A 21,924-nucleotide genomic window follows, 5' to 3' on the forward strand; every position below is an offset into this window, starting at 1 on the left:
CACGACGACGGGCCGATGATGGCACAGCCCGCGCAGGCCTGCCATCGCGCCCGCTTTCAAGGCAGGCGCAGAATTCGCCATGCGCCGAACAGTACCAGGGCGACGATCAGCAGGCCGATCAGCAGATCCGGGTAGGCCGAGCCGCTCCAGGCGACCAGGCCGGCGGCCAGCAGCAGTCCTAGATTGGCCAGGACGTCATTGGCTGAGAAGATCAGCGAGGCGCGCATGTGCGTACCGCCATGGCGCTGGCGGTGTACCAGCCATAGACAGGTCAGGTTCACGGCCAGCGCTGCACCGCCCATGGCCAGCATCAACGTGGACTGCGGCTCGCTGCCATACAGGAAGCGGCGCACGACATCCGCCAGGATCAGTACTGCCAGTGCGGCCTGAACCCAGCCGGCATAATGGGCGGCGCGGCGCTGGCGTAGCAGATCATGACCCACGGCCCATAGTGCCAGGCCATACACGCTGGCATCGGCCAGCATATCCAGGCTGTCGGCCAGCAGGCCGCTGGACTGCGCCCACCAGCCGCCGAGCAGCTCGGCGACAAACATCAGCCCATTCAGCGCCAGCAGAATGCAGAGGGTCTGGCGTTGTGCCTGCGCAGTTGTCGGGTTGTCCGTTGCGTGGTCATCGCTGCGCAGGGGGCGTGACTCCAGGCAGCGCGCCGCCAGTTGGAGGTTTTCCACGGCTTGCTCCACGGCGCTGTTGGGGGCGGCAAGGCAGAGCAGCAGCTGGCGCTGTGACAGATCAATACGCAGTTGTTCGATACCCGCGATATCAGCCAGGGCCAGGCGCACCAGGCGTTCCTCGGCCGGACAATCCATCCGGCGTAATTCGTAGCGCAGCAGCCAGCCCTCGGCGGGCAGCGGAGCCTCAGCGCCCGGCGCGGTTGCCGCGCAGGTGTTTGGGCAGGTACAGGTGGGTTTGGACATGGCAGGGCTCCGGCAGCATGGCCCGGGCAGGCTATGCTCTAGGCACGCAGGGTGACGGGGAGTGCGGTGGTGTCCAGTGATTATGCAATCTATCGGCAACTGGTGTCGCAGCTGTTGGCCGGCGAAGAGCAGTTACCCAGCCTGCCGAGTATTACCCTGGAGATTCGCCGCGCGCTGAGCCAGGGGCAAGCCAGCCTGGCCGAGCTGGCGCGGCTGATCAGTCGCGATCCGGCGTTGACGGCACTGCTGATCAAGTACGCCAGCAATCCGCTGCAGCGCTTGCGCCGGCCGGCTCGCAACCTGGTCGAGGCGCTGAACACCCTGGGTTTGCCGCAGGTCGACAGCATTACCATGCTGCACAGCGTGCGCAGCCTGTTCACCCTGCACAGTGCCGGGCACAAGAAGGTGTTCCTGCAGGTGTGGGAGCGCCTGCTCTTGCAGACCAGCCTGTGCTGTTTTCTGGCCCGGCGTCTGGTGGTGTTGCCGGTGGAACAGGCCATGCTGGTCAGCCTGCTCAGCGAGATTGGCAGCCTGGCGGTGCTTTCGGCCTTTCGCCAGAGCATGGGCGAAGCGGAGCAGGGTATCTACCAGCGGCTGTGCGATGAGTATCGCGGTGGCCTGGGGGTGATCATGCTGCGCAAGTGGGGGGTCGCGGATGAGTACGTCGAGGTCATCCGTCATGCCGGCGACTGGCAGCATGGCGACGCGCTGCCGCTGGGCCTGCTGGATGTGCTCAACCTGGCGCGTTGGCATACGCTGCGCGCGCAGGGCGAAGCGGCGTTGCCCGCACTGCAAAGCCTGGCCGCCTATGCCAAACTGCCGGCAGCACTGGATTTCATGGATGAGCGCGGCCAGCTGAACCTGGTCTCCGCGCATGCCGAGGAGATCCAGGCGATTCTCGATAGCCTGCGTTAGCGGCTTAGAGCTGGCGTACGCGCAGGCTGCGGCCCTTGATGCGCCCGTTGCTCAGCTGCTCCAGCGCCTGGCGGGCCAGCGCGCGTTCCACGGCGACCAGTGCCTGGTGGTCGAACAGGCTGATCTTGCCGATCTTGTCGGCGGCGATTGCGCCGTTGCCGGTCAGCGCGCCGAGGATGTCGCCGGGACGCAGCTTGTCCTTGCGTCCGGCGGCGATACACAGGGTGTGCATGGGCGGCAGCAGCGGCTCCAGGCTGGTTTTCAGGCCGGCCAGCGGGAACCAGGCGGCGGCCTGGCCTTGCAGTGCCTCGATGGCCTGCACGCGACGCGCTTCGGCGGGGGCTACCAGACTCACCGCCAGCCCCGTTTCGCCGGCCCGCCCGGTACGTCCGATACGGTGTACATGCACTTCCGGGTCGCGGGCCAGTTCGACATTCAGCACCAGTTGCAGGCCTTCGATGTCCAGGCCGCGCGCCGCCACATCGGTGGCTACCAGAACGCTCAGGCTGCGGTTGGCAAACAGTGCCAGTACCTGGTCGCGTTCGCGCTGTTCGAGGTCGCCATGCAGGGCGGCGGCGGAGATTTTTGCGGCTTCCAGGTGGGCCACCAGCTCGTCGCATTGCAGGCGGGTGGCACAGAAGGCCACCGCGGGTTGCCGGCGGAAATGCCGCAGCAGGTGCAGTACGGCGTCGTAGCGCTGTTCGGCCTGGATCTCGTAGAAACGTTGCTCGATCTGCGTATTGTCGTGCTGAGCCTGTACTTCGACACGCGCCGGGTCGCGCAGGAAGCGGGCCGCCAGTTGCTCGATGGCTGGCGGGTAGGTGGCCGAGAACAGCAGGGTCTGGCGGCGCGTCGGGGTTTGCGCGATGACCTCGGCAATGCTGTCGATGAAACCCATGTCGAGCATGCGGTCGGCTTCGTCAAGCACCAGGGTATTCAGCCCGGAGAGGCTCAGCGTGCCCTTGCGCAGGTGTTCCTGGATACGCCCTGGCGTGCCGACGATGATGTGTGCGCCATGCTCCAGTGAACCGATCTGTGGGCCGAAGGGGACGCCACCACACAGGGTCAGCACCTTTATATTCTCGGCGGCGCGCGCCAGGCGGCGGATTTCCTTGGCCACCTGATCGGCCAGTTCGCGAGTCGGGCAGAGTACCAGCGCCTGGCAGCCAAAGTAGCGCGGGTTGATCGGCTGCAGCAGGCCGAGGGCGAAGGCGGCGGTTTTCCCGCTGCCGGTCTTGGCCTGGGCGATCAGGTCGCGCCCCTTGAGGATCAGCGGCAGGCTGGCGGCCTGGATCTCGGTCATCTGCTGGTAGCCCAGGCTGGACAGGTTGGCCAGCATGGCCGGGCTCAGGGACAGGGAAGAAAAGGCGAGGGTCACGATGCAGCCTGCAGAATAAGGAGGCGCTAGTGTAACAGCTGGCGACCAGCCTGCTTGAGCCGGCGATCACCGGCACTGGGCGACCATTTGCCAGCGGCGGCCAGCGCAGGGCGCTGGTATCATGCATCGGATAAGGGGTGGGAGTATGTCTGTACCCCTGTACCGGGCGGCTGTTCTGCCGGTCTGGTGACAAGGCGATATCCTGGCAGGTGGCTTGATGCTGAAGCGAATTGCGGTAGCCGATGTGCGTGTCGGCATGTACATCCAGGAGTTCTGCGGGTCATGGATGGACCATCCGTTCTGGAGGAGCAAGTTCGTGCTGTCCAGCCAGGCGGACCTGCGGCGGATTCGCGAGAGCAGTATTGGCGAGCTGTGGATCGATACCAGCAAGGGCCTGGATGTCGCCGCGGGTGTGCAGGCGCAGACGGCTGAGGAGGCCGCTGCCGAGGTCGAGCAGCGGCTGCTGGCTGCCGCGCAGGATACTCCGCCACCGCGCGCCAGCATGGCCGAGGAAGCCCAGCGTGCGCTGAAGCTCTGCCAGCGCTCCAAGCAGGCGGTGATGGCCATGTTCAGCGATGCGCGCATGGGCCGGGCAATTGGCGTCGAACAGGCCGGCGAGCTGGTTGAGGAAATCACCGAATCGATCATCCGTCACCCCAATGCGCTGATCAGCCTGGCGCGCCTGAAAAATGCCGATGAATACACCTACATGCACTCGGTGGCGGTCTGTGCGCTGATGATTGCCCTGGCTCGCCAGTTGGGACTGGAGGAGCGCCAGGTGCGTGAAGCCGGGCTGGCCGGGCTGCTCCACGACATCGGCAAGATGGCGGTGGACGATCAGATTCTCAACAAGCCTGGCAAGCTCACCGATGCCGAGTTCGTTGCGGTCAAGGCGCATCCCGAGGCAGGCAGTCGCATTCTCCTGGAGAGCAAACAGGTCAGCGCGCTGGTGGTGGATGTCTGCCTGCACCACCATGAAAAAGTCGACGGTACGGGCTACCCGCATCGCCTGAATGGCGAGCAGATCAGCCTGTTCGCCAAGATGGGCGCCGTGTGCGATGTCTACGATGCGATTACCTCGGATCGCCCCTACAAGAAAGGCTGGGACCCGGCGGAGTCGATCCGCAAGATGGCCGAATGGAGCAAGGGGCATTTCGACGAGGCGGTCTTCCAGGCCTTCGTCAAGTCGGTGGGCATCTACCCGGTGGGCGCGCTGGTACGTTTGCAGAGCGGGCGCCTGGCGGTGGTGGTGGAGCAGCACGAGAAGTCGCTGCTGACGCCCAAGGTCAAGGTGTTCTTTTCCGCCAAGTCACGCCTGCCGTTGCCGCAGGAAATCGTCGACCTGGCCAAATGGGCCGGCCAGGAGAAGATCATCGGACGCGAAGACCCACAGGAGTGGGGGTTCCGCAACCTCGACGAGTTGTGGAGCGGTTTGCCCGAGCCGCGTACCTGAGCAGACGGCTGCGCGCTGCGGCACGTCTGGCAAAATGCGCGGGATGATTTGACCGCCGCGCGGCACTGCGGCACCGTGCGGCGATGTTTTCCACGCACCGCGCCCAGCCATGCAGCACATTCTGATTGTCGAAGACGAAGCCGCGATTGCCGATACCCTGCTGTTTGCCCTGCAGGGTGAGGGCTTTCGCACCAGTTGGGTAAGCCTGGCGGGCGACGCACTGGCACTGCATGCGCGTGAGCCGGCCGACTTGTGGATTCTCGATGTCGGCTTGCCCGACATGAGCGGTTTCGAGGCGTGCAAGCAGTTGCGGCGCAGCAGCGAGGTGCCGGTGTTGTTCCTCACCGCGCGCAATAGCGAGATCGATCGCGTGGTCGGCCTGGAGATTGGTGCCGACGACTATGTCAGCAAGCCGTTCAGTCCGCGCGAGGTGGCGGCGCGGGTCAAGGCCATCCTCAAACGGGTACGCCCGGCTGTCGCGCAGCCAGCGGCCGCCGCACCCGAGGTCTTCCACTACGATGCATTGCGTCAGCAGATCAGCTATCACGGCCAGGTGCTGGCCCTGACTCGCCATGAATTGCGCCTGCTGCACTGCCTGTTGCAACAGCCGGAGCGGGTGTTCAGCCGCGAGCAGCTGCTGCAGGCCAGTGGCGTGAGTGCCGAAGCCGGCTATGAGCGAACCATCGACAGTCATATTCGCGCCTTGCGCAGCAAGCTGCGTCAGGTACGCGACAGCAGTGAGGCGATCCATACCCATCGTGGCCTGGGCTACAGCCTGAGGCTGCAATGAGCGGGCTGCGCCTGCCCGGCATGCCGCTGGGGGTACGCATCTTTCTGGTGTACTTCTGTTTCGTCGGGCTGGCCGGCTGGTTCGTGCTGTCCACGGTGATGGAGGAAATTCGCCCCGGAGTCCGGCAAAGCACCGAGGAAACCCTGGTCGACACCGCCAACCTGCTGGCCGAACTGCTGCGCGACGACCTGCGTGACGGCCGCCTGCACGAGCGCGACTGGCAGGCCTTGTTCCAGGCCTATGGGCAGCGCCAGCCGCAGGCGCAGATCTGGGACATCGCCAAGAACAGTGTCAGCCACCGTATCTATGTCACCGATGCACAGGGCCGCGTGCTGCTCGATTCCAGCGGTGTGGCGGTGGGCCAGGACTATTCACGCTGGAATGATGTCTACCTGACCCTGCGTGGCCAGTATGGCGCGCGCTCCAGTCGCGAGGTTGCCGATGACCCGCAATCCTCGGTGATGTATGTGGCAGCGCCGATCCGCGACGCCGGGCGGATCATTGGCGTGGTCTCGGTGAGCAAGCCCAGCCGTACCCTGCAACCCTACATCGAACGCTCGCAACGGCGCCTGGCCTGGTTTGCCGCAGGTTTCAGCCTGCTCGGCCTGCTCGTCGGTGCGGCGCTGTCCTGGTGGCTGAGTGCGGCGTTGCGCCGCCTGACCGGCTATGCCGTGGCGGTGGCCGCCGGCCAGCGTGCCAGCCTGCCGCAGGGGCGGGGTGGCGAACTGGGCCAGCTGGCCCGCGCCCTGGAGCAGATGCGCGCCGAGCTGGACGGCAAGGCCTACGTCGAGCACTACGTACATACCCTGACCCATGAACTGAAAAGCCCGCTGGCGGCGATTCGAGGTGCCGCCGAACTGCTCGAGGGCGAGATGCCGGCGGCGCAACGCCAGCGTTTCCTGGGCAATATCCAGCAGGAAAGCGCCCGTCTGCAGCAGCTGATCGAACGCCTGTTGGGGCTGGCCCTGGTGGAGCAGCAACAGAGCCTGCAGCAGGTTCAGCCGGTGGCGCTGCGGGCGCTGTGCGAGCAGCTCTGCCAGGGACAGGCCGCGCGCTTGCAGCGTGCCGGGCTGCACTGTACCTGGCAGATGGATGAGTCGCTGCAGGTGCTCGGCGAGCCCTTCCTGTTGCAGCAGGCGCTGGCCAACCTGCTGGACAACGCCATCGACTTCAGTCCGTCCGGCGCTACCCTGGAATGGCGTGCCGAGCGCCAGGGCGAACAGCTGTGCGTGCGGCTGTTCAATCCTGGCCAGGCGATTCCCGAGTATGCCCTGGCACGCCTGACCGAGCGCTTCTACTCGCTGCCGCGGCCGGGCAGCGGGCGCAAGAGCACCGGCCTGGGCCTGAACTTCGTTGCCGAGGTCGCCGCGCTGCATGGTGGGCGCCTGGAGGTGGGTAACGTGGCCGGTGGCGTGCAGGCCTCTCTGTGGTTGCCGGCGGCCTGAGCCGGCCTGCACAGGTTCTACACACACTCTGCACCAGACCTGCATAAAACCTGCATCGGGCGCCTGCACGCTAGGCCTGTCTGCCCCTAGGGCCTTGTGCAGGAGTGCCGCGATGAACCGAGAAATGACTGTGAAGCTGGGCCTGGTCGCCTTGCTGATGATGTTACTGATGATCCCGCTGCTGCTGATCGGCGGCCTGGTCGAGGAGCGCCAGGGACTGCGTGATCGGGTCCTGGAGGATATCGCCAACAGCGCCAGTCGCCAGCAGCAGGTGATCGGCCCGTTGCTGGTGCTGCCCTATCGCAAGACCGTGCGCGAATGGAAAACCCACGCCAAGACCGGGCAGCGCTATGAGGAAAGCCATGTCCGCCAGGGACGCCTGTATTTCCTTCCGGAACGCCTGCAGGTGACCAGCGAGGTGAGTAGTGAGCCACGCAGCCGGGGTATCTACCAGGCCCTGCTGTACCACAGCCGCAACCAGTTCAGCGGGCATTTCCAGGTGCCGGCGAACTACGGGATTAGCGCCGACTGGGCCGACTATGTCTTCGATACGCCCTATCTGAGCGTGGGAATCAGCGATATCCGTGGCATTGAAAGCAGCCTGCAGCTGCGCTGGAACGAACAGACCCTGGCGTTTGCCCCGGGTTCGGGGGAGCTGTTGCTGGAGTCCGGTGTGCACGCCGATCTGCCATTGCCATCGACCGCCGGGCAACAGCTGGCGTTTACCTTCGACCTGGCCCTGCAGGGTACCCGGCAGCTCGCCCTGAGCCCCCTGGGGCGGGACAGTCAGTGGCAGATGCGAGCCGACTGGCCGCATCCGAGCTTCGTCGGCCAGTTCCTCCCGCAGCGTCGTGAAGTGACGGCAGAGGGCTTCACGGCACACTGGCAGAGCAGTTTCTTTGCCACCAACTATGAGGAGCGCCTGCAGGCCTGCCTGGGGCACCGGCATTGCCTGAGCGACAGCGACAACCCCTTTGCGGTGAGCTTCATCAACCCGGTCGATCAGTACCTGAAGAGCGAGCGGGCGATCAAATACGCGCTGCTGTTTATCGCCCTGACCTTTGCCGGTTTCTTTCTTTTCGAGGTGCTCAAGCGCCTGGCGGTACACCCTATGCAATACGGCCTGGTCGGGCTGGCCCTGGCGCTGTTTTACCTGCTGCTGCTGTCGCTGGCCGAGCATGTGCCGTTTGCCCTGGCCTACCTGCTGGCGGCGGCAGCCTGCGTGTTGCTGCTGGGCATCTATCTCAGCGCGGTATTGCGCAGTGCCTGGCGGGGCGGTGCCTTTGCCCTGGCCCTGGGGCTGCTGTATGGCTTGCTGTATGTCCTGCTGGATGCCGAGGACTACGCCCTGCTGATGGGCTCGCTGCTGGTATTCGGCCTGCTGGCCGGGGTCATGCTGCTGACGCGCCGGCTGGACTGGTACAGCCTGGGCAGGGGGGCGTGAGCATGCCTGCGTCTCCCGCGTGGTGGTTGCGCCTGGTGCGTCTGGGCGGCTGTTATCTGCTCGGCCTGATTGCCGTAGGGCTGCTGCTGGTGGCGTTGCTGATGACCGGGCAGTTCCGTGTGGTGGCGCTCTGGCAGGCCAGTGGCCTGCCCCTGGCGCTGCTTCTGGAGCGTCTGCCTGGCGAGTTCTGGCAGGCCCTGCTGGGCCTGCCGCTGCACAGCCAGCCCGTGGCCTTGCGTTCGTTGCTGCAGTTTCTGCTGGCCTACGCGCAGCTGGCCTGCCTGCCGGCAGGGCTGTGTTACTGGCTGTGGTATCGGCGATGAGTGGCCTGCGCGAAGAGCGCCGGCAGGGTCGCCGCCTGGCCTGCTGGCTGGTCAGCCACTGGCGGGTTGCGACCAAAGGAGGGGCATGCCGTTGCGAACCGTGCGCCAGGCCTCTAGCGCGGGCCTGGGCGTCGCTTGATGGGCGGCCGCCAGGGAAATCCTGCGACGAAAGTCTGACTGGTTGAATTGCCGGCGGCTGCTAACTTGAGCTCTGTATAACAAAAACAACACGCGGAGGTCCCTCATGTCCTTGTCAAAAGAACAGGCAGCAACTGCCTACTGGAAAGAAAACCTACGGCTCATGCTGGGGCTGCTGGCGGTGTGGTTCGCGGTGTCGTTCGGCGCCGGCATCCTGTTCGTCGAGCAGCTCAACGCTATTCAGTTCTTCGGCTTCCCCCTGGGCTTCTGGTTTGCCCAGCAGGGTTCCATCTACGTGTTCGTGCTGATGATCTTCTTCTACGTGTGGAAGATGAATCAGCTCGATCGCAAATACGATCTGCACGAAGAGTGAGTCGACGAGCATGGCTACCCAAACCCTGATTTACCTGTTTGTCGGTGCGACCTTCGCGCTGTACATCGGCATTGCCTTGTGGACCCGTGCCGGCTCCACCAGCGAGTACTATGTGGCCAGCAAAGGCGTACACCCGGTACTCAACGGCATGGCCACCGGTGCCGACTGGATGTCCGCGGCGTCCTTCATTTCCATGGCCGGGATCATCGCTTTCGCCGGTTACGATGGTTCGGTCTACCTGATGGGCTGGACCGGCGGTTATGTGCTGCTGGCCATGTGCCTGGCGCCCTACCTGCGCAAGTTCGGCAAGTTCACCGTGCCGGACTTCATTGGTGAGCGCTATTACTCCAAGGCCGCACGGCTGGTCGCCGTGGTCTGCGTGATCTTCATCTCCTTCACCTACGTCGCCGGGCAGATGCGTGGCGTCGGTATCGTCTTCTCGCGCTACCTGGAAGTGAGCATCGAGACCGGCGTGGTGATCGGCATGGCGATCGTGTTCTTCTACTCCGTACTCGGTGGCATGAAGGGCATCACCTATACCCAGGTGGCACAGTACTGCGTGATGATCTTTGCCTACATGGTGCCGGCTATCTATGTGTCGATGATGATCACCGGCAACCCGATTCCGCAGCTGGGCTTTGGCAGCGAGGTTAGCGGTACCGGGCAGAGCGTTGTTGAACGCCTCAACGGGCTGGGTGCCGAGCTGGGCTTTACCGCCTACACCGATGGCAGCAAGTCGATGACCGACATGTTCTTCATCACCATGGCGCTGATGGTCGGTACTGCGGGTCTGCCGCACGTGATCGTGCGCTTCTTCACCACGCCGACCGTGCGTGACGCGCGCAAGTCGGCGGGTTACGCGCTGCTGTTCATTGCCATTCTCTACACTACCGCGCCGGCCCTGGCGGCCTTTGCGCGCACCAACCTGTTGTCCAGCGTACCCAATGCCAGCTACCAGGAACTGCCGAGCTGGTTCAAGACCTGGGAAAACGCCGGCCTGATCGGCTGGATGGACAAGAACAACGACGGCATCATCCAGTACGGTCCGGGCGCTGCCTTTGCCGGCAAGCCGGAATTCACCGGCGAGCGCGGCGAGAATGGCGAACGCCTGCTGAAGAACCCGGCGACTCCGGCCGAGACCGAGCTGTACGTGGACAACGACATCATGGTTCTGGCTAACCCGGAAATCGCCAATCTGCCGGGCTGGGTAATCGCGCTGATCGCCGCCGGTGGTCTGGCTGCCGCCCTGTCTACCGCTGCGGGTCTGTTGCTGGTGATTTCCACGTCGATCTCCCATGACCTGCTGAAGAGCACCCTGCGTCCGAACATCAGCGAGAAGGGTGAACTGCTGGCTGCGCGTCTGGCGGCCGGCGTGGCTGTGGTGGTCGCCGGTTTGTTCGGTATCTACCCGCCGGGCTTCGTTGCCCAGGTGGTGGCCTTTGCCTTCGGTCTGGCGGCTGCGTCGTTCTTCCCGGCCATCGTCATGGGGATCTTCTCGAAGAAGATGAACAAGGAAGGGGCGATTGCCGGCATGGTGGTGGGCCTGGCCTTCACCTTCAGCTACATCGTCTACTTCAAGTTCATCAACCCGACTGCCACCGCAGCCGACTGGTGGTTCGGTATCTCGCCGGAAGGCATCGGTACCTTGGGTATGCTGTTCAACTTCGCTGCTGCGGTTATCGTTGCCAAGCTGACCTCGGCACCGCCGGAGCGTATCCAGCACCTGGTCGAAGACATCCGTGTACCGCGTGGTGCCGGTGCCGCCATCGACCACTGAGTAGACCAGCATGACCTTCAACGCCCCGGCTTGCCGGGGCGTTTTTGTTGGTGTCGCGTATAGGGCAAGGCGGCCTGTTCAGGCCTCGGGCGTTGGGCTGATCTGGATGCGATTACGGCCCTGCTGCTTGCTCTGGTAGAGCGCCTGGTCGGCCAGGCGCAACAGGTCGTCGGTGGCCTGTCGGGTATTGTCGGCTATGCCAATGCTCAGCTCGATGGGCGCGCTCCCTGGCGCACAGTGTTCTTGCAGATAGCATTGCAGGCGTTGTGCCAGGCTGGCCAGGCCGGTCGCGTTGCTGTCGCGGGCGGCTAACACGAACTCGTCACCACCTAATCGGGCCAGGTAATCCTGCTGTCGTGACAATGTGCGCAGGGCTGCAGCCAGCAGCTGCAGCGCCTGGTCGCCACGTTCATGGCCATGCTGGTCATTGATTCGCTTGAAATGATCGATATCGATGACCATCACGGCCAGGCGGCCACTTGGCTCGCTTTGTAGTTGCTGCCAGCAGCGCGCGAAACCACGACGATTGAGCAATCCGGTGAGCGGATCGGTGTCGGCCAGTTCCTTGAGGTCGCTGATCTGCTGCTGGCGACTGGCGGCTTCCTGGCGCAGTTGCTGTAACTCCAGGGTCAGGTGCAGCTGCAAGGAGATGGCTTCGCTGATCAGTTGCAGGCGTTGCCGGGTGGCGTCATCCAGCGGCCGCCGTTGCTGGCTGGCCGCACACAGTGTGCCAAGGGTTTTCTCGCCGTGGACCACCGGCAAGACGATGAAGCTGCGAATGCCCATGGCCACCCCGGGGGTGTCAGGAAACAATTGCTCCATGCAGTCGCTGTGCTGTATCCCCTGGCTGAACATGTGCCGGCACAACGATTGGCTCCAGGCGCTCTCGGCACCTTCGCACAGAGGCAGCTCCGGGTCGGCATCGACCAGGATGACCCGCTGCAGCTGGGTATTCCAGTCGATCACGGTGATGAAGCTGGCCTGCATGCCGCACAAGTCTTTGACCAGCCTGAGCAGTGGTCGTGAAAGCGCTTCAAGCATGCGGTCGGCAGACGGATCGCTCATCCACAGGACTCATTCAGAAGGAAATACTGCAAGCGTAGTGCGCTCCGGCAGGCTATTCCATCGTGCATCCGTCGGCCTCGCTGGCGAGTAATGCCGCCTTGCGGGCCAGGCCCCAGCGATAGCCGGCCAGGCCGCCATCGGCAGCCAGCACGCGGTGACAGGGCACCAGCAGGGCCACCCGATTGCTGGCGCAGGCGCGGGCGACCGCACGTGGGTGGCTGCCCAGGCGGGCCGCCAACTGGCTGTAGCTTTCGGTGCGGCCGCAGGGAATCTCCTGCAGGGCGCTCCAGACGCGCTGTTGGTAGGGCGTGCCGGTTAGGTCGAGGGGCAGGGCAGGGGGGTGTCTGGGGGCCTGCAGGTACTGCTGTATGGCCGTCAATGCGTCGTGCAGGCTGCCGTCGCTGCATAGCGCGGCGTCCGGATAGGCGGCCAGCAGTTCAGCGCACAGGGCTTGCGGCTGATCGCCCAGTGCCAGCCAGGCAATGCCGCGCGGGGAAGCGGCCAGCAACAGCTGGCCCAGCGCACAGGGCGCCAGTTGGTAGTGCAGGGTGGGCGTCATGCCGGGGGTCTCCATGGCCAGGCCTGGGCTACAGTGTGCGCCTGCGGCGCGTTGGGTCAAGCCGTGCGGCTATCGCGCTGTCGGCAATTGCCGTATAACAGGCGCCATGTGCCGTTGCCGAGCCCTGCGCCGAACTCCATGAAGACCCCGAAACGCCTGCAGCCGTTGCTGGAAGACGGCCTGATCGACGAAGTGATTCGCCCGCTGATGAGCGGTAAGGAAGCTTCGGTGTACGTGGTGCGCTGTGGCGACGAGCTGCGCTGCGCCAAGGTCTACAAGGAGGCCAACAAGCGCGGTTTTCGCCAGGCCGTGCAGTATCAGGAAGGGCGCAAGACGCGTAACTCGCGTGATGCACGGGCCATGGCGCGCGGCAGCAAGTACGGGCGCAAGGAGCAGGAGGAAGCCTGGCAGAACGCCGAGGTGGCCGCGCTGTTCCGCCTGGCCAATGCCGGGGTGCGGGTGCCCAAGCCCTATGACTACCTGGACGGCGTGCTGCTCATGGAGCTGGTCGATGACGGTTACGGTGATGCCGCGCCGCGCCTCAACGATGTCGACCTGCTGCCCGAGGATGCCCGCGAGTTCCACGCCTTCATGATCGGCGAGATCGTCAAGATGCTCTGTGCCGGCCTGGTACATGGCGACCTTTCCGAGTTCAACGTGCTGCTCGACCCTTACGGGCCAGTGATCATCGATCTGCCGCAGGCGGTGGACGCGGCGGCCAACAATCACGCCTTCAGCATGCTGCAGCGTGACGTGCGCAACATGGCCGAGTATTTCGGCCAGTTTGCCCCCGAGCTGCTCGACACCCGTTATGCCGAGGAAATGTGGGCGCTGTTCGAAGAAGGCAAGCTGACGCCCGACAGCCCGCTGACCGGTAAGGTCGAGGAAACGCAGGACAGTGCCGATGTGCAGGCCGTACTGCGTGAGATCAAGGCGGCGCTGGCCGACGAGGCGCGCCGTCAGGCCGCCCTGCAGGCCGATGACCAGGAAGCGCCGGAGCCGACGCCGCCCTGGGCGCGTTGAACGGCTAAACGGCGGCGTTGTCCCAGTCGCCAGGTTCCTGCTGTCGAGTCTTGCCATGTTGCTGCGCCTGTTTTGCCTGCTGTGCTGCCTGAGCCTGCCGAGCTTCGCCTGGACGGCGGCACAGCGCTGCCCGGCTGGTCAGGCGCTGGTCTGTGTCGGGCTGTGTCTGTGTGTGGACGAGCAGTCGCCGCTGCATCGCGGTGTGCAGGAAGTGGCCGTGCCAGGCTTGCGCGACTGGATCATCGCTTCCCGGCAGCGCGCCCTGGCGGCGGGCACCCAGCCGATCCCCGCCGCCCTGCGGGAAGCCCTGGCTGGCTATTTCGATCGCGCCCTGCTGGAGCAGGTGCGCTACCGGGTCGGCGATCCCAACCCGACCAGCCTCAGCCATGGTGTGCTGCAGAACCCGGACATCAATGCCATCACCCTGATCGACGTCGTGATCTTCCAGCATGCCCACGAGGCCGAGCAGGACGTGGCGCTCTGGGCGCACGAGCTGCTGCATGTGCAGCAGTACCTGGAACTGGGCGTGGAGGGCTTTGCCGCACGTTACCTGAGTGACCCGGACAGCCTGGAGCGTCCGGCCTATGCCTTGCAGAACGAGGTGCGCCTGGCGCTCAGGAGGCGCAACAGGCTCCCTGCTCCAGGCCCCTGAGGATCGGGCAGTCGGCCCGCTGGTCGCCCTGGCAGCTATCGGCCAACTGGCGCAGGGTGTCGCGCAGGCTGCTCAGTTCGGCGATGCGCTGCTCCAGATTGGCGATATGTTGCAGGGCCAGGGCCTTGACCTCGGCGCTGCTGCGCTGCTGGTCCTGCCACAGGCCGAGCAGCTGACCGACTTCCTCCAGGGAAAAGCCCATGTCACGGGCATGCTTGATGAAGTTGAGCCGGCGCAGGTCGTCTTCGCCGTACTGCCGGTAGCCGTTGGCGCTGCGCCCGGCGGCCGGCAGCAGGCCGATCTGTTCGTAGTGGCGCAGCATCTTGGCGGAAAGCCCGCTGCGCCGGGCGGCCTGACTGATATTCATACGGCCTCCGTGACGAGTTGCTGCAAGGCCGTGGCATCCAGGGTTTCCGTGGCCAGCAGCTGGCGGGCGGCGCGCTCCAGCAGGGCACGGCGGGCTTCAAGCAGTTGCAGGCTGCGTGCAAAGGCATGGTCGATCAGCGCGCGGATCTCTTCGTCGATTGCCGTAGCGGTGTTGGGCGAGTAGTCGTGCCGCGCCTGCCAGCCCGCCAGGTCGTTCGCCAGGAAGGCCTGCGGTTCGCGTTCCAGGGCGATATGTCCGAGGCGTTCGCTCATCCCGTAGCGGGTCACCATGGCCCGTGCGATGTCGGTTACCTTGGCCAGGTCATCGGCGGCGCCGGTGGACAGCTGGCCAAACACCAGCCATTCCGCGGCGCGCCCGCCAAGCAGTACGGCCATCTTGTCCTGCAGCTCGTCACGGGTCATCAGGAAGCGGTCTTCGGTAGGCCGCTGGATGGTGTAGCCCAGCGCACCCATGCCGCGCGGAATGATCGATACCTTGTGTACCTTGTCGCTGCCCGGCAAGGCCATGGCCACCAGGGCGTGGCCCATTTCGTGATAGGCGACCACTTCGCGCTCGCGGGGGTTGAGCAGGCGATTGCGCTTCTCCAGGCCGGCGACGATGCGCTCGATGGCCGCCGTGAAATCATCCATCGCCACCGCATCGGCCTGGCGGCGGGTCGCCAGCAGGGTCGCTTCGTTGACCAGGTTGGCCAGGTCGGCGCCGGTGAAACCGGGGGTCAGTGCGGCGATCTGCTGGGGGTCGACATCGTCGGCCAGCTGCGCTTTGCGCAGGTGCACGGCGAGAATCTGCACACGCCCGGCACGGTCCGGGCGATCGACCAGCACCTGGCGGTCGAAGCGTCCGGCGCGCAACAGCGCCGGGTCGAGGATCTCCGGGCGGTTGGTTGCGGCGAGCAGCACCAGGCCGCCGCGGCTGTCGAAGCCGTCGAGCTCGGCCAGCAACTGGTTGAGGGTCTGCTCCTTCTCGTCATGCCCGCCGCCCAGCGGGCCAACGCCACGGGCACGGCCGAGGGCGTCCAGCTCGTCGATGAAGATGATCGCTGGTGCCTGGGCGCGGGCCTGCTCGAACAGGTCGCGGACCCGTGCGGCGCCGACACCGACGAACATTTCGACGAACTCCGAGCCGGAGATGGAGAAGAAGGCCACCCCGGCCTCGCCGGCCACAGCCTTGGCCAGCAGGGTCTTGCCGGTGCCGGGTGGGCCAACCAGCAGGATGCCCTTGGGCATGCGTCCACCGAGTCGGCCATAGCCCTGGGGGTCCTTGAGGAAGTTGACGATTTCCTGCAGTTCTTGCTTGGCCTCGTCGACACCGGCGACATCGGCAAAGCTCACCCGGATGTCGGTTTCCACATAGACCCGCGCGCGACTCTTGCCGATCTGCAGCATGCCACTGCCGCCCATGCTGCCCAGGCGCTTGAGCAGGAACAGCCAGATGGCGAAGAACAGCAGGGCCGGCACCACCCAGGACAGCACATCGCGCAGCAGGGTGCTTTCCAGCTTGCCGCTGTAGCGCACCGGGTACTGTTCGAGCAGGGCGGCCAGCTGGGGTTCCACGCGCAAGGTGGTGAAGCGCAGTTGGCCACCGCTGAGGGGTTCCTTGAGGCGGCCTTCGATCTGCCGTTCGCTGATGGCCAGTTCGCTGATGCGGCCTTCCTTGAGTTGGCTGACGAACTCGCTGTAGGGAATGCGTGCGACCGGCTGCTGGTTGTCCAGCAGGCTTTGCAGGAGCAGAAAGGCGATCACGGCGATCAGCCAGTAACTGATGTGGAAAGGGGCGTGCTGTCTCATCAACCGTTCCATCGCGTCATGGGCCAGGCCGCCATTATGCGCAGAAAGCCGTGACGCCGCCTGACCGGGATCAGCGCCCGCCGCGGATATTCAGGGTCACGCCCAGTTCGGCGGCGATGGCCAGCGGCAGCAGCAGGGTATCCAGTAGCAGGCTGGCTGGCAGGTCCAGTGCCGCATAGCGGGGTGGCAGTGCACCGAAGCGCTGCAGCGGGCAGCAACCGTCGTTGAGGCTGTACCAGTCCAGGCGGGTGCCGGAGTAGATGATCGGTGCATCGGCCTGGGCGGCATCCAGGGTGCGCAGGCTGGCACAGCCGCCGAGCTGCAGGCAGGCCAGCAGCAGGCAGGCGGCCAGCGTGCGCTCAGTCATGGCTGCCGTTGTGGTGCTCGCCCCAGCGCGGCAGCAGGTCCTGGGGAATCTGCAGGCAGTTGAGGATGCGCGCCACGACGAAATCCACCAGGTCGTCGAGGGTCTGCGGCTGGTGATAGAAGCCCGGCGAGGCGGGCAGTATGGTGGCGCCGAGGTTGCTCAGCTTGAGCATGTTCTCCAGATGGATGCTCGAATAGGGCGCTTCGCGCGGCACCAGGATCAGCGGCCGGCGTTCCTTGAGGGCGACATCGGCCGCCCGCTCGATCAGGTTGTTGCAGGCGCCACTGGCGATCGCCGAGAGGGTGCCGGTGGAGCAGGGCACCACCACCATGGCGGCCGGCGCGCTGGAGCCGGAAGCCGGCGGGGCCATCCAGTCTTCCTTGGCGTAGACGCGAATCTGTCCGGGGGCGGCGCCGGTGTATTCGCTGAGAAACTGCTGCATGGCCTGCGGCTTGCTGGGCAGCGCCACATCGGTTTCGGTGGCCATGACCAGTTGCGCGGCCTTGGAAATCAGGAAATGCACCTCGCGCTCTTCCTGCACCAGACAGTCGAGCAGGCGCAGGCCGTACTGCGCGCCAGAGGCGCCGGTCATGGCCAGGGTGATGCGTTCGGGACCGTTCATGCGTGCTCCTTGGCAAAAGGTTTGAGCTTGGCTTGGCGCAGGCCGCCAAGCAGGGCCAGCAGGTTGACTGCGAGCAGGAAACTGCCGATGCGCAACTGCGGGCTGGCAATGAGCAGGTGGTCGAGGCATCGGTAGATCAGCCACAGCACCAGCAGGGCCTGCAGGCTCAGGCCGAATCGCACCAGCCGCGGAGTGCCCCGGCCTACCAGCAGGTAGCACAGCACGGGTGCATAGAACATCAGCAGCGCCAGGGGCGCGCGCGTATCGGTCAAGATTTGCCGGTTGCTGGTTACCAGAATCAGGGTGGCCAGCACCATCAATAAGGCATACAGCAGATTCACTAGCCGATAGACCCAGCCCTGGGCAGCAGAGCCGGGCAACGTTTCCGTGGTGGAAAGACTGCCTGGTGTCCGATAGGGGTTGAAGTCATCCATGCCTGCCTCCGTAAGCCGATATGCGCGTCAGGCCTCCAGCGCCTTGGCCAGCTTGCCATGCAGGCCGCCAAAGCCGCCGTTGCTCATTACCACGATCTGGGTGCCGGGCGTGGCTTCGGCCTTGACCCCGGCAATGATCGCTTCCAGAGAATCACAAACCTGCGTCGGTACGGTCGAGGTCGCCACGGTGCCAGCCAGATCCCAGCCGAGATTCGGCGGCGCGTACCAGTACACCGAATCGGCCTGTACCACGGACTGCGGCAGCCCATCGCGGTGCGCGCCCAGCTTCATGGAGTTGGAGCGCGGCTCGACAATGGCGATCAGTTTGGCGCTGCCGATACGCTGGCGCAGGCCGTCCAGGGTGGTGGCGATGGCGGTCGGATGGTGGGCGAAGTCGTCGTAGAGGGTCACACCCTGTACTTCGGCGACCTTCTCCATGCGCCGTTTGGCATTGATGAACGAACCCAGTGCGCTGATCCCCAGGGCGGGCGCTACGCCGACATGGCGCGCTGCGGCCAGCACCGCCAGGGCGTTGGCCACGTTGTGCTGGCCGGTCAGGTTCCACTCGACGATGCCTGCCAGCTTGCCGTCGTAATGCACTTCGAAGCGCGAGCCGTCGGCGGCCAGCAGGCGTGCCTGCCACTGTCCGGCTGCGCCGGTGGTCTGCACGGGGGTCCAGCAACCCATGGCGATGACACGTTGCAGGGCGGTGTCGTTGGCCGGATGAATGACCAGGCCTTCGCCCGGTACGGTACGCACCAGGTGATGGAACTGCCGCTCGATGGCCGCCAGGTCCGGGAAGATATCCGCGTGGTCGAACTCCAGGTTGTTGAGAATGGCGGTGCGTGGGCGGTAATGGACGAATTTGCTGCGCTTGTCGAAGAAGGCACTGTCGTATTCGTCGGCTTCCACCACGAAGAACGGCGTGCCGCCGAGGCGCGCGGAAATGCCGAAGTTCTGCGGCACCCCGCCGATCAGGAAGCCCGGACTCATGCCGGCCTGTTCCAGCACCCAGGCGAGCATGCTGGAGCTGCTGGTCTTGCCGTGGGTACCGGCCACGGCCATGACCCAGCGGCCCTGCAGCACATGGTCGGCCAGCCATTGCGGGCCGCTGACATAGGGCAGGCCCTTGTTCAGTACATATTCCACCGCCGGATTGCCGCGGCTCATGGCATTGCCGATCACCACCAGATCCGGCGCCGGCTCCAGCTGGGCCGGGTCGTAGCCCTGGATCAGCTCGATACCCTGGGCTTCCAGCTGGGTGCTCATGGGCGGGTAGACATTGGCATCGGAGCCGGTGACGCGGTGACCAAGTTCCTTGGCCAGCACTGCCAGCGAGCCCATGAAGGTGCCGCAGATGCCGAGGATATGAATGTGCATGGAAACTCCAGGGTGTACCGCGCCAGGGCGCGCCAGATGGCCGCGAGAGTAGCACAGCCCCCGGCAGCCGCCCCAGTCCGGGGCAGGCGGGCAAACGCTTGTTTGGATTGCGCTTTCCACTAGAGTTAATGCAGCATCCCTGCACGTTGTCGCCTGCGCTCAGGTGGCGATGTCCCTTGACCCTACTGCGAGAGCCAGCATGCGAATCGTCCAAGCCACCCTGGAACACCTCGACCAGCTCACTCCGCTGTTCATCAAGTACCGTGAACTCTTTGGCCAGGTGGCCTACCCGGAGTCTTCGCGCAAGTTTCTTTCCACCCGTATCAGCCGCAAGGAGTCGGTGATCTACCTGGCCATGCCGGATGACGAGGAGCGCATCCTCGGTTTTTGCCAGCTGTATCCCAGCTACTCCTCGCTGTCGCTGAAGCGCGTGTGGATCCTCAACGACATCTACGTCTGCGAGGAGGCCCGTCGCCAGTTGGTCGGTGACCATCTCATCCAGGCCGCGAAGAAGATGGCCAAGGAGACCCAGGCGATCCGCATGCGGGTTTCTTCGAGCATCAACAACGACGTGGCGCACAAACTCTATGAGTCGCTGGGCTTCGTCGAAGACCACGAGTTCAAGAACTTCATCCTGCCGATCAGCCAGGACTGAGCGTCAGTGTCGGCGAATGCCATGCCGTTGTAGCTTGCGGTACAGCGTGTTGCGACTCAGGCCCAGTTGCCGCGCGCAATCGCTGACATTCCAGGCGTGCGCCTGCAGGGTGTCGAGCAGTGCCTGGCGCTCGGCCTGTTGCAGTGCCCCTGCGCTGGCCTGTTCGGCGGGCGGGCTGGCCTGGCGCAGTTCTGCCGGCAGGGCCTGCCAGTGCAGCGTGCCGCCTTCATGCAGGGCCAACAGACCGCGCAATACATGGCGCAGCTGACGCACATTGCCCGGCCAGGAATAGTCGAGCAAGGTACGGCGACAGGCCTCGCTGAGCGGCGGCGGGCTGCCCTGGGCTTCCTCGGCCAGCAGGCTGTCCAGTAGCGCAGCGCGGTCCTCGCGCTCGCGCAGGGCCGGCAGCGCCAGGGCCAGGCCATGCAGGCGGTAGTACAGGTCGGCGCGGAACTGGCCGCTGGCCACCCGTTGCGCCAGGTCGTGATGGCTGGCGCTGATGACTCGCACATCCAGCGCCTGGCTGTGCCCACCCAAGGGTTCTACCTGACGTTCTTCCAGCACCCGTAGCAGGCGGGTCTGCAGGGCCAGGGGCATATCGCCGATCTCGTCGAGCAACAGGGTGCCGCCCTGTGCCTGGAGCAGCTTGCCGCGCATGCCTTCCTTGCGTGCTCCGGTAAAGCTGCCGCCCTGGTAACCGAATAACTCACTCTCGATCAGGCTTTCCGGCAGCGCCGCGCAGTTCAGGGCAACAAAGGGCTGCTGGGCTCGTGAGCTGATCTGGTGCAGGGCCTTGGCGAAGACTTCCTTGCCGACACCGGTTTCGCCCTGCAAGAGCAGTGGCAGGTCACGTTCGTAGGCGCGCAGGCCCTGCTTCAGGGCGCGTTGCAGGCGTGGGTCGCGCAGGCACGGCCCGCGCCGTGCGACCACCTGGCCAGGTAACGGTGCACAGCGTGTTGCCGGGTTTGCCTGGCGGGCCGGCTGGCGCAACAGGGCAAACAGGGCGTGGCCATCGTGGCGGTACAGCGGCCAGCCCAGGCGAGGCTGGCGGCGTGCCTGGGCCAGCAGCTGGCCCAGCGTGCAGGCAAACAACTGCTCCAGTGACTGGCCGCGCAACGCCTGCTGGCTGTGCCCCAGCAGGTTGACCGCGGCGGCATTGGCCGCCAGCACCCGGCCCTGCTCGTCGAAGGCCAGCAGGCCCTCGCTGAACAGGCCCAGGCATTCGCCCTGGGGATGGAAACGCAGCAGCCAATGCTGCTCATGGCAACGCAGAAAGTAGGCACTTTCGATCACTTTGGCCGACAGGTTGACCAGCGCCATGCTGTGGAACTGCTGTTGGCGGCTGGGAGCTTCGCGCACCGAGGACAGGTCGAGTACGGCGAGCAGTTCGCCCTGGTCATCGAACAGCGGGGCGGCCGAGCAGCTCAGGCTGCTGTGGCACTGGCGGAAGTGCTCCTGGCGATGAATGGTCAATGGCTGGCGCTCGACCAGGCAGGTGCCGATGCCGTTGGTGCCTTCGCCGGCTTCGCTCCAGTCGGCGCCCAGCCACAGGCCGGCGCGCTGGAACAGCGGACGGTCGCCCGCGGCCGCCAGGCATTCGAGGATTACCCCCTGGGCATCGGTGAGTAGCAAGGCATGGCCGTCGCCGGCCAGTTGGCGCTGCAGGTTGTGCATCTCACCACTGGCTACGCGCAACAGGGGTTGCAGGTATTCGCGGCGCTCCAGCATACGGCCGTGCTCCAGCACGCAGGGTGCCAGCCACTGGCCGGGATCGAGCTGGTGCTGCTCGGCGCAGCGCTGCCAGGAGCGGGCGATCAGCGGGTCGCTGGCAGGTTGCAGGCTGGACATGGTCGGGCGCTCCGCGGCGGGTTCTGCGGCAGCATCGGCGATCGTCAGCGAACTGGCAATGCGCGAATGACCGAACGGTCAGCAGCTGTGTCATTTCCGGGACACTGTCATGGCACAGCTGTGTCATGGCGGCCACAGGGCCGTCTTCGGCACCGACGGCAGAGGCTCTAGGC

At 65.2% G+C, this 21,924-nt stretch carries 22 protein-coding genes; 11 read left to right on the forward strand and 11 right to left on the reverse strand.

Features of this window, described 5'->3' with window-relative positions; all coding sequences use genetic code 11:
* Positions 1-56: 56 nt before the first annotated feature.
* Positions 57-935, reverse strand: coding sequence for a cation efflux transmembrane domain-containing protein (locus tag CFY91_RS02210; protein ID WP_188390279.1), 879 nt, complete (start codon positions 933-935; stop codon positions 57-59).
* Positions 936-1,004: 69 nt separating this feature from the next.
* On the opposite strand from CFY91_RS02210, the gene CFY91_RS02215 reads away from it, so the two are divergent.
* Positions 1,005-1,850, forward strand: a complete 846-nt coding sequence (locus CFY91_RS02215) for an HDOD domain-containing protein (protein ID WP_165765289.1) — start codon at positions 1,005-1,007, stop codon at positions 1,848-1,850.
* 4 nt (positions 1,851-1,854) lie between these two features.
* Here CFY91_RS02215 and dbpA read toward each other — a convergent pair whose 3' ends face one another.
* Positions 1,855-3,231 carry an ATP-dependent RNA helicase DbpA gene (gene dbpA, locus CFY91_RS02220; protein WP_093984707.1) on the reverse strand — a complete coding sequence of 459 codons (1,377 nt, stop codon included), beginning with the start codon at positions 3,229-3,231 and terminating at the stop codon, positions 1,855-1,857.
* 214 nt (positions 3,232-3,445) lie between these two features.
* Between dbpA and CFY91_RS02225 the strand changes: the two genes are divergently transcribed.
* From CFY91_RS02225 to CFY91_RS02255, 7 genes are all read left to right on the forward strand, one after another.
* On the forward strand, positions 3,446-4,681 hold the full coding sequence (locus tag CFY91_RS02225; RefSeq protein WP_093984708.1) for a cyclic di-GMP phosphodiesterase: 1,236 nt from the start codon (positions 3,446-3,448) through the stop codon (positions 4,679-4,681).
* Between the two features lie 109 nt (positions 4,682-4,790).
* Positions 4,791-5,471 carry a two-component system response regulator CreB gene (creB, locus tag CFY91_RS02230; RefSeq protein ID WP_093984709.1) on the forward strand — a complete coding sequence of 227 codons (681 nt, stop codon included), beginning with the start codon at positions 4,791-4,793 and terminating at the stop codon, positions 5,469-5,471.
* Between the two features lie 20 nt (positions 5,472-5,491).
* Positions 5,492-6,916: a two-component system sensor histidine kinase CreC gene (creC, locus tag CFY91_RS02235; protein ID WP_093984818.1), complete on the forward strand. Its 1,425-nt coding sequence runs from the start codon at positions 5,492-5,494 to the stop codon at positions 6,914-6,916.
* Between the two features lie 112 nt (positions 6,917-7,028).
* Positions 7,029-8,360, forward strand: a complete 1,332-nt coding sequence (gene creD, locus CFY91_RS02240) for a cell envelope integrity protein CreD (RefSeq protein WP_093984710.1) — start codon at positions 7,029-7,031, stop codon at positions 8,358-8,360.
* 2 nt (positions 8,361-8,362) lie between these two features.
* A complete protein-coding gene (locus CFY91_RS02245; protein WP_133063655.1) occupies positions 8,363-8,683 on the forward strand; it encodes a hypothetical protein in 321 nt (106 codons plus the stop codon).
* A 244-nt stretch (positions 8,684-8,927) separates the two neighbouring features.
* The gene (locus CFY91_RS02250; protein ID WP_093984712.1) at positions 8,928-9,194 is read left to right on the forward strand and encodes a DUF4212 domain-containing protein; all 267 of its coding nucleotides are present in this window, start codon (positions 8,928-8,930) and stop codon (positions 9,192-9,194) included.
* Positions 9,195-9,204: 10 nt separating this feature from the next.
* Positions 9,205-10,971 (forward strand): sodium:solute symporter family protein, encoded by a 1,767-nt coding sequence (locus CFY91_RS02255; RefSeq protein ID WP_093984713.1) that lies wholly within the window; start codon positions 9,205-9,207, stop codon positions 10,969-10,971.
* A gap of 78 nt (positions 10,972-11,049) precedes the next feature.
* Here CFY91_RS02255 and CFY91_RS02260 read toward each other — a convergent pair whose 3' ends face one another.
* Entirely contained in the window at positions 11,050-12,036 is a 987-nt protein-coding gene (locus tag CFY91_RS02260) for a sensor domain-containing diguanylate cyclase (RefSeq protein ID WP_093984714.1), read from the reverse strand.
* A gap of 52 nt (positions 12,037-12,088) precedes the next feature.
* Positions 12,089-12,595 carry a methylated-DNA--[protein]-cysteine S-methyltransferase gene (locus CFY91_RS02265; protein ID WP_165765290.1) on the reverse strand — a complete coding sequence of 169 codons (507 nt, stop codon included), beginning with the start codon at positions 12,593-12,595 and terminating at the stop codon, positions 12,089-12,091.
* 138 nt (positions 12,596-12,733) lie between these two features.
* On the opposite strand from CFY91_RS02265, the gene CFY91_RS02270 reads away from it, so the two are divergent.
* A complete protein-coding gene (locus tag CFY91_RS02270) occupies positions 12,734-13,618 on the forward strand; it encodes a PA4780 family RIO1-like protein kinase (RefSeq protein WP_093984716.1) in 885 nt (294 codons plus the stop codon).
* 55 nt (positions 13,619-13,673) lie between these two features.
* A complete protein-coding gene (locus tag CFY91_RS02275) occupies positions 13,674-14,270 on the forward strand; it encodes an eCIS core domain-containing protein (RefSeq protein WP_093984717.1) in 597 nt (198 codons plus the stop codon).
* On the opposite strand, the gene cueR is transcribed toward CFY91_RS02275, so the two are convergent.
* The 6 genes from cueR to mpl all read right to left on the reverse strand — a co-directional run bounded on the left by cueR (position 14,233) and on the right by mpl (position 19,248).
* On the reverse strand, positions 14,233-14,637 hold the full coding sequence (cueR, locus tag CFY91_RS02280) for a Cu(I)-responsive transcriptional regulator (protein WP_093984718.1): 405 nt from the start codon (positions 14,635-14,637) through the stop codon (positions 14,233-14,235). The two genes, CFY91_RS02275 and cueR, sit on opposite strands and share 38 nt — an antisense overlap.
* Positions 14,634-16,445, reverse strand: a complete 1,812-nt coding sequence (gene ftsH / locus CFY91_RS02285; protein WP_093984719.1) for an ATP-dependent zinc metalloprotease FtsH — start codon at positions 16,443-16,445, stop codon at positions 14,634-14,636. Before ftsH ends, cueR begins: the two co-directional genes overlap by 4 nt.
* Before the next feature lie 70 nt (positions 16,446-16,515).
* Positions 16,516-16,812, reverse strand: coding sequence for a YceK/YidQ family lipoprotein (locus tag CFY91_RS02290; protein ID WP_093984720.1), 297 nt, complete (start codon positions 16,810-16,812; stop codon positions 16,516-16,518).
* Positions 16,805-17,434: a flavin prenyltransferase UbiX gene (gene ubiX, locus CFY91_RS02295; RefSeq protein ID WP_093984721.1), complete on the reverse strand. Its 630-nt coding sequence runs from the start codon at positions 17,432-17,434 to the stop codon at positions 16,805-16,807. Before ubiX ends, CFY91_RS02290 begins: the two co-directional genes overlap by 8 nt.
* Positions 17,431-17,868 (reverse strand): hypothetical protein, encoded by a 438-nt coding sequence (locus CFY91_RS02300; protein WP_093984722.1) that lies wholly within the window; start codon positions 17,866-17,868, stop codon positions 17,431-17,433. The genes ubiX and CFY91_RS02300 overlap by 4 nt, the downstream gene beginning before the upstream one ends.
* A 27-nt stretch (positions 17,869-17,895) precedes the next feature.
* Positions 17,896-19,248 carry a UDP-N-acetylmuramate:L-alanyl-gamma-D-glutamyl-meso-diaminopimelate ligase gene (gene mpl / locus CFY91_RS02305; RefSeq protein ID WP_093984723.1) on the reverse strand — a complete coding sequence of 451 codons (1,353 nt, stop codon included), beginning with the start codon at positions 19,246-19,248 and terminating at the stop codon, positions 17,896-17,898.
* Positions 19,249-19,447: 199 nt separating this feature from the next.
* Between mpl and CFY91_RS02310 the strand changes: the two genes are divergently transcribed.
* The gene (locus tag CFY91_RS02310; protein ID WP_093984724.1) at positions 19,448-19,903 is read left to right on the forward strand and encodes a GNAT family N-acetyltransferase; all 456 of its coding nucleotides are present in this window, start codon (positions 19,448-19,450) and stop codon (positions 19,901-19,903) included.
* A gap of 3 nt (positions 19,904-19,906) precedes the next feature.
* Here CFY91_RS02310 and CFY91_RS02315 read toward each other — a convergent pair whose 3' ends face one another.
* Entirely contained in the window at positions 19,907-21,751 is a 1,845-nt protein-coding gene (locus CFY91_RS02315; protein WP_093984725.1) for a sigma-54-dependent Fis family transcriptional regulator, read from the reverse strand.
* Positions 21,752-21,924: the final 173 nt, after the last annotated feature.

Origin of the sequence: Pseudomonas fluvialis (assembly GCF_002234375.1) — a bacterium.
Taxonomy (GTDB): Bacteria; Pseudomonadota; Gammaproteobacteria; order Pseudomonadales; family Pseudomonadaceae; genus Aquipseudomonas; species Aquipseudomonas fluvialis.